Origin of the sequence: Promicromonospora thailandica (assembly GCF_024171955.1) — a bacterium.
In the GTDB taxonomy this organism is placed as follows: Bacteria; Actinomycetota; Actinomycetes; order Actinomycetales; family Cellulomonadaceae; genus Promicromonospora; species Promicromonospora thailandica.
Genome location: NZ_JAMTCS010000005.1, coordinates 261619 through 274582 on the forward strand (window position 1 = coordinate 261619; position 12964 = coordinate 274582).

A 12964-nucleotide genomic window follows, 5' to 3' on the forward strand; every position below is an offset into this window, starting at 1 on the left:
CGATGTGGCCGCTAGAGTCCCTGGACACCTAGCGGCCGCTTGGCCAGCGCATCGACCAACTCCGCATGGACGTATTCGTCCGCAGCCTTGAGCTCCTCGAAAAGATCGACGTGCGGCATCAGCTCGCGCACCTTACGGGCTGTCGCAGCGAAAGTGCGCGGCTCCCACTCGCGCGCGAACGTCACGATGTCGAGCCTGATTCGCTCCAGCTCGTCCTGATTGACGGCCTTCGCAGTGAGCTCGGTGTACGGCAGTCCCGTAATCTGCGACAGCTCGCGCAGCTGGTGGTCGTTATAGAAGTCGACCGGGAACTTGTCGGTCTTCTGGTTGTTGTGCACAGCGCATAGGCAAGTGGCGAACTCGTCGATTGGCCAGAGGTACGCGAGCGGTCGCGTGTGATCCAGCTGAACCTCCGTGAGCTCAAGGCGCTTGCCGCAGTAGAAGCATTGCCGTCCGAACCGCTCCCAGATCTGGGACTTCAGCCCAGCGCCTTCGCGCTTTTTGTATTGCTGCAAACGCTCGGGGTCGCGTAGGAACAGCCGCCGCTCACGGGTGATGAGTGATGACTCGTGGAGCTGATCGGTGGTTCGGAGCGGGTTGAAGCTGTCGTTGATGCGCCACTTCTTGCAGGCTCGGCACTCGTTCTGGTGCTTGGTAGGCTTTGCGTTGTGCTTGTGAAATGCAAGCGTGCCCAGGCGGTCCGAATCGACGGGCAACATTCGCTGGCAGTAGGAGCACTTCTTAAGGGTGACGGTCTCACCAGGAACCTCGGTGAAGATCGTCGACTCCTCTTCGTCGAGATCGAGGCCAAGGGCAACATCCTGCACGAGGTAGAACGTCTCGGGAGCAAGGTGGGTCTTGTTAAGCTCCGAAACCGGAACATCATCAACGAGCGCGTCAGGTAGCTCCAGGGGGCCCGCGGCGAGACCCCACAAACTAACATCAACGTCTCCGTGCCAAGCGAGCTCCACGATGACTTCGTCTGCAGTCACGGCCTCAAGCGCCACGCCAAAGCGGTTCCAGTGGTTGCCACCAAGTTGGACGTCCGTCTGGACCCACTCACCGTCCACTGCCAACGTTACGGTGAGGCTCACAGGAGCCGAGGGATAGGCGTATGCACCGACACCTACCAGGTCGGTGTTCGTCATCTGGCTGCCCTGCGCAACAAGAACGAGTCGATGCGGCCCCTCGCCTCGGACGCAGAATGCCTGCCCCTGCGCCTCGTGGAGCTCCTGGTAGTCCCGCATGGAGGAGTAAACATCCTCGCGCGTCTGCTGTGCCAGCCTTCGCAATCTATGTGCCGCCCTCAGTCGTGTCCTAGTGGTAGACGTCGGACACCCAAGCCCGATGTCTGACGCGTCAAGCCTCGCACGAGACACTGACACTCTGGCAGCAAGTTAGCGGGTGATCCCGTTCGCCTCGTGCCTCTCCGCTACGCACATCGCGCACCAAGGACTGGTCGACGCTTGCTTCGTGCGGAGGGTCGACCCGCCGGCCCAATGCTCGGACAGGGAGCCTTGCTGCACCAGACACGTCGTTGACCGTGGGACGGCAGCATCTGTCAGCATGGCCGGCATGCCGAGAGAGATGAGAGTTGCCGGGCGTGTCGTCGGGGATCCGTTCAAAGAACTCGCCGAGTACGGGCAGCGCTACTGGGACACAGTCGCCCGGTACGACCTGGCTGGCGCCGCTGATCCGGTGGCCCTAAGCGCTGCAGAAGTAGCACGGACGCGTGTCATCGGGAGTCGCATCTCCAACGCGCAGAGCAACTGGTTCGTGAGGAGGTCCATCACCGCACCATGGGACCTCGTACCACCGAGCGTGAGCCTCGCCGATGCCGATCCAGCCCTCGACGATGGCTTGTACACGGCGGCAAACGCGCTCTACGAGCACTTTCGGTCGGATGCGCCCACAGGGATCGCCAGGGCAAAGATCCATAAGGTTCTGCACCTCAAGCGTCCTGGCCTCATCCCGGTCCTTGACTCGCATCTATTGCGTTCCTACGCCACGCCGGCGACTGAAGCGGCCCGGCGCTATCCGCAGCTTGGTGCTACTCGTTTGTACTGGGCCGCGATCCGAGAGGATCTGATCGATGAGACGAATGCGGCCGTACTTGGGCAAGTCCGCGGCGCGCTGGCCAGCCACGACGAGCCCCGGGTTCAGGCAGTATCACGCCTCACGGACCTTCGGTTGCTCGATGTTGTTGCTTGGCGAACTGCCTAGCTGCGGTCGTGACGACCACCACGCATCCATCGGTGACGAGATCCCGTCCCGCAACGATCGTCCGAACGTCCTGGCTCTCGCCCTGGCTATGGCCACTCCTTAAGCGGTGGTGGGAATGATGGATCGGGCGACATGTAGGCAACATTGCTAGCTATAATTACTACAGATTGCCACCCGACCGCGTCAAACGCGATGGATCCGCGGGCGACTATTCTGCCAAAGACAGTCGCGAGATGGGCGGGAGTCGGTGGGGCGGGGATCGGAAGAAGCGCGGTTGACTTCTTGCAGACGATAACCATTACCAGGCACTTCTCGTAGCCAGGTTCCGAGGTGATTATTTGAAAGGCGAACTCCTGCAGGAATTCCGTGCGGCCCAGAACCTGCTTGAACACTTGGCGTCCTTGGGTCAAGACAGGGGTGGAAGCAAAATCCGAGGTTCTTTCGAACAGATCAGGCAGTCGCACGGCGACAGGGCCTTGGTCCAGGGCGTATGTGCCTTCAGTGTCAAGCCACGATTGATCCATGTCGAGTGCTTGGATTGATTGGTGAAAGATTTCGGGTGGCTGTACCCAATTGATATACTTCTCCACTTTGCTTCGTAAGTGTGATGCGATGCTGCCCGAATCGATCAACTTGTTCCGCACATCCTGAGAGAGCTGTGCACTGAACTCATCAGTCCCGAACCTGCGAGCAAATAGCGTGCTTGCAATAGGACTCCAAGATCGAACATCCTCCTTGGCTACATCCAGCCAGATTGTGATGAGGCGACTTCTTGGCCCCACCTCAAGCCAACTGTCAAACTCCGCGGGAGCCCAGATTTTTGCTGGATTGAAGAAGGCTTTTGATAGAACAACAATGCCGACCCGGGAATTATTCATACCCCTATCGAGCTGTTCACGCAAACTGCGCCCAGATTCGAGTTCGTTGTCGTCGTACCAGACTCGAAATCCTTCATTGCGCAGTTCTTCGACTATTGCGCGGACGGTTGGCTTATCCTCCCAGGCGTGTGCCAGGTAGACATCAAACTCGAAGGTCATTCGGTAATCCTAGCGTCCAACCACGCTGATGGCGAGGATGAAAATACTCGGTTTATTGGATCGAATGCTTTGCGGGAATACTGTCCAAGTTCGATCGTCGGGCTCAATGGGTAGGCCGCTCAGTGGTAATATCGCGAAAACCAGGGCAGGGGGTGGGCCGCTCAGCGGGGGCGTGGGAGGCGTGGCTGCCAGTGCCGGGTTGGCCGCCGCGGATAGAAGAACCGCCGAGCGGGCGATCGACTAGCTGGACCAAGGATGTGACGACGACCCCTCATTACACGCCTCGGCTCGGGTGAACTCTTCCTGATGGTGCCAAAATCGAAGCTTCCAATCGTCTTCCTCCTGGGGTCTGTCCCTGCTCGTGGCTAGCGTCAGACCATGCTTCGACGACTCGACATCAAGGACCAATGGCGGTCTCTAGACAAGGGCTTCTGGCCCGACGACCTTCCGTCGGGCAGCCGCACGGTGGTGTATGGCCACAACGGCAGCGGGAAGTCGACACTGTCCGAGCTCCTCCTGAGCCTCGCCGAAGGCACCAGCGCCACTAGCGTCGCTTGGGAGGACGAGAACAGGCGCCGTACCAACGTCAGTATGGGCGGAGCCGGACCCTCGACGTCCATGGCGGTCTTCACCCGTAAGTGGGTAGAAACGAACCTGTCGGCGTTTCTCGGCGGCGCGGGCGCTTCAGCCATCGTGACGCTGGGGAAGGAGGCTATCGACGCTAAGGAGGAGGAAGCCCGACTCGTCGAGGAGATCGGCGGGCTGCGGGACGAGGCGAAAGAAGCCGCCAAGCAGCGGAGGGTAGCCGACGACAAGGTTGGCAAGTTGGCGCGGGAAGTCCAGGACCGCATCGTCTTTGAGCTCAGGGAGTTTGACTACAAGCGCTTCACGAAGCATCGCTATTCTGTAACTAAAGTCCAGGAGGAGTTGCGCAAGTACAAGGGCGACTTCCCCAACGACAACGCCCACGCAGACGCTTTGAAGCGGCTAGGTGAAGGTGCACCATCGGCGGTGCGAGAGGTTACTGCGCCACCCGCTGGCGTCGTTAACGACCTGACTAGCCTGGCGGGGCTGCTGGCCGAAACGCCCACCCGAGTTGCCATCCAAGCGTTGGAACGCAATCCGTCAGCTCAGACGTGGGTCGAGCGAGGCGTTGCTCTGCACGAAGGGCTCGACCACTGCCTCTTCTGTGCTGGGGAGATCGACAGCGACCGTCGTGACCAGTTGGCTCGCCACTTCGACGAGAGCTGGCTCCAGATCCGCGGTAGGGCGAGGGCGATGCTCACCGCTGTCAATGGCGAGAGGCAGGCTCTCGCCGACTGGCACGCTGCACTGCCGGCCACGACGAGTCTGGCTAGCGACCTGCAAGCGGTCTACGAGGGAGCCGCGCAACAGGCCAAGACCGACGTCGACGACCGTGTCGCTGCGCTTGCGACCATTGAAACGGTGCTCGACGCCAAGGCCGCCGACCCCAGCGCCACGCCCGAAGCCCCGGACTGGTCAGTGCTTGGCACTACACCGTCCGCCACCGTCCTCACTCAGGCGGTTGCCGAGCACAACAACCAGGTGCGTCGCCACGCGGAGGCTACCGCCGAGCGAATGCAAATCGTCCTCGATCACCTGGTCGGTTCACAGAGTGAGGCCTTCCGGAGGCTCGAGGAGCAGGCCAAGGAACTGGCTGCACAGAGCGAGACGGCCGAGAGGTCTGCGGAGTTGGCAGATCGACGCCTCGATGAAGTGCGTCAGTCTCGGTTCACTACCAAGGACATGGCCGACACTCTGACTCGCGATCTCGCTCGCGTGTATGGCAAAGACCATCTCAGTGTGGCGGTCACGCCTGACGGCAAGTCATATGCTTGCCGCCGTGGAGACAAGCCAGGCACGGACCTCAGCGACGGCGAGCGAACCACTCTGTCGTTGCTCTACTTCCTGCGGAAGCTGGAGGACGAGCAAGTTCCCGGGCTCGACCAAGCACAGCGCATCGTGGTGATCGACGATCCGTCGAGCTCGCTTGACCGGGAAGCGCTCTTTGCGACTCATCAGTGGCTAATCGACACACTCAAGGGCTTCGGCCAGTACATCGTCCTGACCCACGACTTCAGCTTGCTCCGGCTGTTCATCAAGTCTCACAAGAACGCCTGGGGCAGATCAATGATGCAGATCAAGAAGGGCGACGTCGAAGAAGTCCGCTTCCCAAAGGTCTCGTTCTTGGAGATGTACGCGGCCGCGGTTGACGGCGAGCGTCGTTCCCGCGTTGGCAAACTTCCACGTGTCCTGCTCAACAACACGTCGGAGTACGGCTATCTCTTCTCGATGGTCATGGCGGGGATCACCGACTCCGAGGACCACGAGCGTCTGTTCCTCCTGCCCAACGCTGCTCGCCGTGTTCTTGAGGTGTTCGCCAGCTACAAGGCTCCGCACCGCACCGACTTCCTGCAGCAACTCGAGATCCTCGTCGAGGCTCAGGAGGGCGAGCCGTACCGAGACGTCTACGACTTCTGCAACCGCTTCTCCCACGGCGAGGGCAGCGAGAGCATCGACGTACTCGACGCCCGTGCTGTCCATGGGCAGATCCGCAGGTGCATGGAGTTCCTGCGCGCGATCGATAGCCAGCACTTCGAGCGCATGTGCTCCGCGACTGGAGCCGACCCGACCATGCTCCCGTAGCTGTGTCCGCATCATTGGGACGATCCATGCCGCTCTACCAGTTGCTGGTCTCGCGGTAGGAGAGGGCGCCGTCACCCCAAGCGGGGTCTTCCCCCGGAAAGCCGCTCGGCGGCTCCGCCCCGTCGTACTCCCATTGATCTGGGGGCGGCCCTGCCGCACCTATGGCAAAGCACCAGCCACTCACCGTACGGCGCCAGGCGTACCACGCTTGGCCGTCCTCTCGGATCTTCATCGTGATCCCGTGGCTCGCGGGCAGGCCATGACGATCCTGCTCACCATCGAGGAATGCAAGGACTCGCTTCCGATAGCGCCCACCCTGGTTGATGTACCAGCCTCGTTGCCACATGGAGAGGCGCTGCAAGGTGGCCGTAGTCTCTTTGAACTCCCGCCGATCAAGTCGTCGACCGCGGTCGTCAGTCCCGTCGACGCCTGCGTAGCGCTTCAAGCGCTCCTGCTCGTCGGCGGCTGCCTGTTCCTTGGCTTCTCTCCGCTCCTTGCGGTCCTTCTGGGCCTGGTGGAACCTCGACACGACGTTCCACGCCGCCTTGAAGCTCGGCGTCTCGGCGATCTGCTTGCCCCAGTAAATGTCGAAGTGGTGGACCGTCTTCCCGCGGATGTTCAGCCTCACGATGAGTACGATCTTGGCGCGGACCCGACTCCGGCGAGTGCCCTTGTTATCGAACTCGATCCAGCCAAACGCCAGCTCGTAGTTCGAGTAGAGACTCAGCGCGTAGAGGAATGGCAGAAGACCGACAGTCATCCAGATTGGTAGAGCCAGTTCGAGGAGGATCGCACGGCCGTCGAGTTCATTCCATCCCACGATGATCTGCTGGATGTTGTAGGCGAGAAGGCCGATGCCGATGATTGCAAGGATGCCTTCAGTAAGGCGCTTCGCCTGCCTGTGTTCGGCCTTGCGCGCAGCGACGACCCCCACGACGGCGACCACAGCAACGAACGGCTGAAGGAGCAGTTCTGCGACGAGCGGCAGGACGAACAGATTTGTTAAGAACTCAAGAAACACCGAGATTCCCACCACAGCACCGATTCGATTTCGGATGTAGTGCCGCTCCTTCGTGACCTTGCTGATGTTCAACAATAGGACGAAGCCTGTGACGAAGAACCAAACGATTGTCTCCTTGAGGAGGCTCCAGCTCCAGAGGGATACGAGCGAGCCCAGCCACGCTTCGAGCGCAACGTAGCCCATCAGGAGGCCGACGACGATCAGGATCCTCCGCTCGAGGAAACTCCGAAGAGGACTCCGGAGACCAGCTCGCGCCTTCCTGTTCGAGAGAATCACAACCACCAGCACTACAAGCCAAAAGACTGACGCCCACTCACGGTTATCGAGCACTAAGCATTCCACCCTTTCGAGTGAGCGTGGAATTGGATCAATTGGTCACTCGCTGTGATTATATTTCCTTGCGGTTTACCAGTCCGCCAGCTCCAACTACGCGAGAATGGCATCGGCCACCTCTGACACCCCAGATGTCACGCCGAGTCAGAAAATCGCTTAGTGCGTCCAGAGAGTGGCTGAGAACGAAACTCGAGCGCTGCCATCGTGGACAAAATCTGTGACAACGAGACGTGCTGTCGCACCACCCGAAGTGACCGTGCACAGCACATCTCCTACCTTCAAAGGAGTATTGTCAAAGTTTATCTCAGTAATTGCATCGGCACCTACTGCCTTTTCTTGACAGGCGGCAGGGTCATCTGCGGGAGGCGCCAGTCTTGAGGTAAACATGGCAACGCTACGCACTCCACTGAGATAGCCCAGTCCTGTGCTGAGATCCGGGTCGTTCGGGGTGGTGCTGTGGGCATCCTCGATGGCGAACCACTCATCGGTCAAAACGTCAAACGTCATATCTTGTTCGGTAGTTGCGTCCAGATCCACGGTGGGATAGCGGTCCTGTTGCTCGTTCCGGGTACGAATGCTGTCGAGAACGAATTCCCTGTCCGCGTAGATCAACTCAAAATGCTCGACGGGTGAGCTGGCCTTTGGAGAAGAGGGACCGAAACTCGGCGTTCTCCCATTTTGGCTCGACTCGACCGCCGATGGTTCAGACTCGGTCACAGTGGGCGCACTTTGTGTGTCCGAATCATCCTTGGTGAGAGCATCCTCAACAAGGACGCTGACAACCGCGGCCATCACTGCTGCAAGGATCGCCACGATGCCGCCAACCACTAAGGATCGCCTGGAAGCACCTGAACTATCAGACATATCCTCAATCTACGGCTAAAGGCTGAACCGATCTACTTATCACTTCGAGTTCACCCGATGGCCGATGGCTACATCGACAGCGCCGAGCTGGCCGGCTTCGTGGAGGTGTCATGGCATGCGGCGTACGGTCACTGACCCTCGCAGCTTCATCCCCGCTCGCTTCAACGCCCTAACCACCGTGCTGCCGTCCACACCCAGCTTCTTTCCAATCTGGTTGGTGCTGAGCCCTCGCCGGTAGAGCTCCTTAGCGCTTTCCACGCGAGCTGGTGTCATCTTGAGCACCGGCCGCTTGGCGACACCTGCTGTCTTGAGATGGTGGTCCACGGTCTGGCGATGCACGCCGAACTTTCGTGCGAGGCTCATCTCGGTCTCGCCTAGCCGGTACAGCTCGACCAGCTCTGCCACCTCGTCCGGTGACAACATGCGGTGCTCGCGCACGTTCGTTGCTACGGCCGGGTCTGCGGGAGCGGGCGTGACCTGCGAGAGTACTGAGCGACGAGGATCGTCCAGCGCAGCCAGCAGCTGCTCCAGGGCTCCGCCTCTGTTCGAAAGTGAGTCACAGAGGCGCACAGCTCAGTGGCCTTGGAGAACGACCTGAGGGACCGGATCCGGGCGGATCCGGTCCCTCAGGTCGTTCTCAAAGGGTTCCCGTGAGAGTCAGAGCACCGCGCGGAGGAACTCCTGGGTGCGCTCGTTCTTCGGCGAGGTGAAGATCTCCTCCGGGTGCGCCTCCTCGATGATCTTGCCGCCGTCGAACATCAGCACCCGGTTGGAGACCTCGCGGGCGAACTGCATCTCGTGCGTGACGATCAGCATGGTGATGTCCGTGGTCTCCGCGATGTTCCGGAGCACGGCGAGCACGTCGGCGACGAGCTCGGGGTCGAGCGCCGATGTCACCTCGTCCAGCAGCAGGATCTCCGGCTCCATGGCCAGCGCCCGGGCGATGGCGACGCGCTGCTGCTGCCCGCCCGAGAGCTGGGTGGTCCGGGCGTCCCGCTTGTCGGCCAGGCCCACCTTGTCCAGCAGGTCCTCGGCCGTGGCGACCGCCTCGGCACGGGGCACCCCGAGCACGTGGATCGGGGCCTCGATGATGTTCTCCAGCACCGTCATGTTCGGGAACAGGTTGAACTGCTGGAACACCATGCCGACGCGACGCCGCACGAGGCTGCGCCGCTTCTCGGGGATCGCGACACGCTTGCCGCCGCGGATCTCGTGCGTGTACGGCTGCCCGTCGACGAGGATCAGGCCGTCGTTCGCCTCCTCCAGCGTCATGAGCAGGCGCAGGATGGTCGTCTTGCCGGAGCCCGACGGTCCGATCAGGGTGACCCGGTCGCCGGCGGCGACCGAGAAGTCCAGCCCGTCGAGCACGACGTTGTCGCCGAAGCGCTTGCCGACGCCCTGGAACTGGATGGCGGGGGTGGTGGCGGTCTCAGGCAAGGCGGTTCTCCAATCGGCGGACCAGCAGCGAGGTCGGGTAGCTCACCAGCAGGAAGAGCAGGCCGACCATGGTGATCGCCTCGATGTAGCGGAAGTTGTTCCCGCCGTACTGCTGGGCGGCCGTGTACATCTCGACCACCCCGATCGCGAACAGGAACGGCGTCTCCTTGAACATGGAGATCGCGTAGTTGCCCAGCCCGGGCAGCGTGTTGCGGATGGCCTGCGGCAGCACGACGGCGGTCCACGTGCGGCGCCGGGGCAGGTCCAGCGCGACGGCGGCCTCCCACTGACCCCTCGGCACCGCGTCGATACCGGCCCGGTAGACCTCGGACATGTACGTCGCGTAGTGGACGCCCAGCACCACGCAGCCGATCGCGAGCGACGGGAACTGCGTGAAGACCAGGTTCGCGAAGACGAGCTGGACCAGCAACGGGGTGGACCGGACGAACTCGACCAGGACGGCGACCGGGACGGTCACGACGCGCAGGCCCGACCGGCGCACGACCGCGACGAACAGACCGAGGACCGCGGCGATCACCATGCCGACGACGGTCGCGAGGACGGTGATCCACAGGCCGTCGACCAGCGCGGGCAGCACGGCCGCGGCGTGGTCCCAGCTCCATGCCTCTGTCTCAGTCATCCTGGGCACCTCCCTTCGCGGCGGGTACGGCGGCCGGGGGCGGGGCGACGGAGGCGGCGGTCGCGGACGCCGGCGGCGCCAGACGGAGCACCTCGCGCAGCGACGGTCCGGCACCGATCCGGTGCTTGGCCCGGACCTCGATCGCGTTCATGACCAGCGTGAGCAGGTAGGCCACCGCGAAGTAGAGCAGCAGGCCCACCGTGTAGGAGAACACCGTCTCCGAGGAGCGCTGGCGCAGCTCGCCGATGAAGAAGTTGAGGTCGTGCAGGCTGATGTACGCGGCGAGCGCGGAACCCTTGACGAGCTGGATGAGCAGGTTGGTGAACATCGGCATCATCAGCGGCCACGCCTGCGGCATGATCACGCGGCGGAGCCGGTGCACCGGGCCGAGGTCGAGCGCGGTCGCGGCCTCCCACTGGCCCCGCGGCACGGAGTTGATCGAGCCCCGCACCACCTCGGAGGCGTACGCCCCGTAGTTGAGGCCCAGCGCGACGATGCCGCACGCGAGCGGGTCGAGCTCGACGTAGAACGGCGGGAGCGGCAGCACGTAGTACATCCAGAAGATCTGCACCACGAGTGACGTGCCGCGGAAGAACTCGACGACGATGCGGGACGGGACCCGCGCCCAGCGCGTCCGTGCCCGCGAGGCGAGCCCCAGCGTGAACGCGACGACCAGCGCGAGCAACGCCCCGCCGACGGTGAGCTCGAGCGTGACGAGGATGCCCTCGCCGAGCTGCGGCAGCAGCTCGGCGAGGATCTGCGGATTGTCTGACACGTGCCCGGTCAGCCGTCCAGGCCGAGCTCCGGAGCCAGCTCGGTGGCCAGCGACTCCAGGTCACCCTCGCAGAGCTTCTCGGTGGTCAGACCCTCGACGGGGCGCTCGGCCGCCGTGAACCCGAACGGGCCTACGACCTCCAGCCACCGCTCCTCGTCCGAGACGATCTCCGCGAGCTTCTCGTTGTAGGCGTCGCGCAGCGCCTCCTGCCCCTTGGGGAAGACCTCGGCGCCGGCGCCGATCTGCGGCACGCCGTCGATCTCGGCCACGAACGAGTCGGTCACCTCGACCGGGGCGTCGGTCTTCTCCTCCAGCGTCTTGAGCGAGATCGCGGTCAGGGCCAGGGCGTCGGCGCGGCCGGAGGTGACGGCGTCGAGGCCGTCCTGCGCGGTGCCGACCTCGATCTTGTCGATCTCGAGGTCGTTGGCGTAGCCCGCCTCGATGGCCCCGCTGAGCACGGCGAGCTTGACCCCGGCGTCCTTGGCGGACTGCATGTCCGTCAGGTTGTCGGGGTTGCCCTCCGGCACGAGGAACGACGTCGTGTACATGATCTGCGGCTCGGAGAACAGCGCCTGGTCGCACCGCTCCGGGAGGATCGACATGCCCGCGCTGACGGCGTCGTACCGGCCGGCGGTCAGGCCCGGGATGAGCGAGTTCCACTCGGTCTGGACACCCTCGACGCCCTCGACGCCGAGCTCCCCGAAGATCTCCCGGTCCAGGGCGATCGTGGCGCCGGTGAGCTCACCGGCGTCCTCGAAGCTGTACGGCTCCTCGCCGTTGAAGGCGACGGTGATCGAACCGTCGTCCTGGAGCTCCTGGAGCTTGTCGGTGCCGCTGCCGCCGTTCGCGTCCGGGGCGGTCGAGGAGCAGGCGGCCAGGGCGGCCAGCGTGAGCGCGGACCCTGCGGCGATGACGGCCCGGCGGAGCGGGCGGACGCTTGAAGTAGACATGATTCCCTTCACGCCACCCGGCGCCGTCGGCAAAGCCTGGGTGGGCTGGAGTTCACGGACGAGTGGCACCGTAGCGCGACATCGGACGATCGGACAATCTAGCGTTCGACATTAGTATTGTCTACAATCCACAAGTTCACCCGGCCGACACCCGTTCGAACCTGGCCGGCGCCGCACAGCAGCCCGCGCACCGGGGATGATGTCGTCATCGACGTGCGCTCATGGAAGGAGCACCGATGTCCCACCCGTCGCGGGCGACCCTGGCGACCGCCCCGTCGTTCTCGCGTGTGGCGCGCCCCTCGACCGTGGACCTGATCCAGACCGAGCTGCGCAACGCCATCTACGCCGGGGTGCTCGCCGTCGGATCGCCGATCCGGGAGGTCGAGGTGGCCACCCAGCTCGGCGTGAGCCGCGGCCCGCTGCGGGAGGCGGCCCAGCGGCTGGTCCAGGAGGGCCTGCTCGTGGCGACGCCGGGACGCGGCATGCGGGTGGCGACGATCGGCGCCGACCGGCTGCCCGCGCTCTACGAGGCGCGCAAGTCCGTGGAGACCACGGCCGCGCGGCTCCTGGTCCGGTCGGGCGACGACGCCGCGGTCGACGGCGTGCGCCGCGCCTACGAGGAGCTCGTCGCCGCCGCGGCCACGGAGGACGCCCGGCAGATCGGCGGAGCGGACCTCACCCTGCACTGGACGCTCGTCGCGGCGGCCGGCAACCCGTGGCTGACCCGCTGGATGACGACGCTCATCGTCGAGGTGCGGATCGCCACGTTCACGGTGAGCGAGGAGTACGTGGTGCGCGCGGACTCGGCGCAGTCGCACGCCACGATCGTCGAGCGTCTCGAGGCCCGCGACGAGGAGGGCCTCGTGCGGGTCCTCACCGACATGCTCGACGGCACCGTCGCGCGGCTGCTGGGCCGCGAGGACGACGCCGTCGAGACGTTCGAGGAACCTGCCGACGCGCCCGAGATCACCCTCGGCCCGATCGACGCGCCGGACGAGCCCCCGATCGGCTGACGGA

12 protein-coding genes are annotated in these 12964 nt (G+C 63.5%); 3 read left to right on the forward strand and 9 right to left on the reverse strand.

The genetic code is table 11. The features are described from left to right. Positions 1-11: 11 nt before the first annotated feature. Positions 12-1247 (reverse strand): HNH endonuclease, encoded by a 1236-nt coding sequence (locus tag APR03_RS10010; protein ID WP_253835244.1) that lies wholly within the window; start codon positions 1245-1247, stop codon positions 12-14. A 328-nt stretch (positions 1248-1575) separates the two neighbouring features. Between APR03_RS10010 and APR03_RS10015 the strand changes: the two genes are divergently transcribed. Next, the gene (locus APR03_RS10015) at positions 1576-2223 is read left to right on the forward strand and encodes a DUF6308 family protein (RefSeq protein WP_253835245.1); all 648 of its coding nucleotides are present in this window, start codon (positions 1576-1578) and stop codon (positions 2221-2223) included. An 86-nt stretch (positions 2224-2309) separates the two neighbouring features. On the opposite strand, the gene APR03_RS10020 is transcribed toward APR03_RS10015, so the two are convergent. Beyond that, on the reverse strand, positions 2310-3260 hold the full coding sequence (locus APR03_RS10020; protein ID WP_253835246.1) for a toll/interleukin-1 receptor domain-containing protein: 951 nt from the start codon (positions 3258-3260) through the stop codon (positions 2310-2312). Between the two features lie 378 nt (positions 3261-3638). On the opposite strand from APR03_RS10020, the gene APR03_RS10025 reads away from it, so the two are divergent. After that, a complete protein-coding gene (locus APR03_RS10025; protein ID WP_253835248.1) occupies positions 3639-5927 on the forward strand; it encodes an AAA family ATPase in 2289 nt (762 codons plus the stop codon). 34 nt (positions 5928-5961) lie between these two features. Here APR03_RS10025 and APR03_RS10030 read toward each other — a convergent pair whose 3' ends face one another. The 7 genes from APR03_RS10030 to APR03_RS10060 form a co-directional block, all read right to left on the reverse strand. Next, positions 5962-7278, reverse strand: a complete 1317-nt coding sequence (locus APR03_RS10030) for a hypothetical protein (protein WP_253835250.1) — start codon at positions 7276-7278, stop codon at positions 5962-5964. A gap of 159 nt (positions 7279-7437) precedes the next feature. After that, positions 7438-8094 carry a hypothetical protein gene (locus APR03_RS10035; RefSeq protein WP_253835252.1) on the reverse strand — a complete coding sequence of 219 codons (657 nt, stop codon included), beginning with the start codon at positions 8092-8094 and terminating at the stop codon, positions 7438-7440. Positions 8095-8253: 159 nt separating this feature from the next. Further along, a complete protein-coding gene (locus APR03_RS25220) occupies positions 8254-8583 on the reverse strand; it encodes a helix-turn-helix domain-containing protein (protein ID WP_253835254.1) in 330 nt (109 codons plus the stop codon). Positions 8584-8802: 219 nt separating this feature from the next. Further along, positions 8803-9582 carry an ectoine/hydroxyectoine ABC transporter ATP-binding protein EhuA gene (gene ehuA, locus APR03_RS10045; protein ID WP_253835256.1) on the reverse strand — a complete coding sequence of 260 codons (780 nt, stop codon included), beginning with the start codon at positions 9580-9582 and terminating at the stop codon, positions 8803-8805. Then, entirely contained in the window at positions 9575-10222 is a 648-nt protein-coding gene (ehuD, locus tag APR03_RS10050) for an ectoine/hydroxyectoine ABC transporter permease subunit EhuD (protein WP_253835258.1), read from the reverse strand. Before ehuD ends, ehuA begins: the two co-directional genes overlap by 8 nt. Next, on the reverse strand, positions 10215-10997 hold the full coding sequence (gene ehuC / locus APR03_RS10055; protein WP_253835260.1) for an ectoine/hydroxyectoine ABC transporter permease subunit EhuC: 783 nt from the start codon (positions 10995-10997) through the stop codon (positions 10215-10217). Before ehuC ends, ehuD begins: the two co-directional genes overlap by 8 nt. 8 nt (positions 10998-11005) lie before the next feature. Then, positions 11006-11947, reverse strand: coding sequence for a transporter substrate-binding domain-containing protein (locus APR03_RS10060; RefSeq protein WP_253835262.1), 942 nt, complete (start codon positions 11945-11947; stop codon positions 11006-11008). Positions 11948-12183: 236 nt separating this feature from the next. On the opposite strand from APR03_RS10060, the gene APR03_RS10065 reads away from it, so the two are divergent. Next, positions 12184-12960: a GntR family transcriptional regulator gene (locus tag APR03_RS10065; protein ID WP_253835264.1), complete on the forward strand. Its 777-nt coding sequence runs from the start codon at positions 12184-12186 to the stop codon at positions 12958-12960. The last annotated feature ends 4 nt before the right edge of the window (positions 12961-12964 follow it).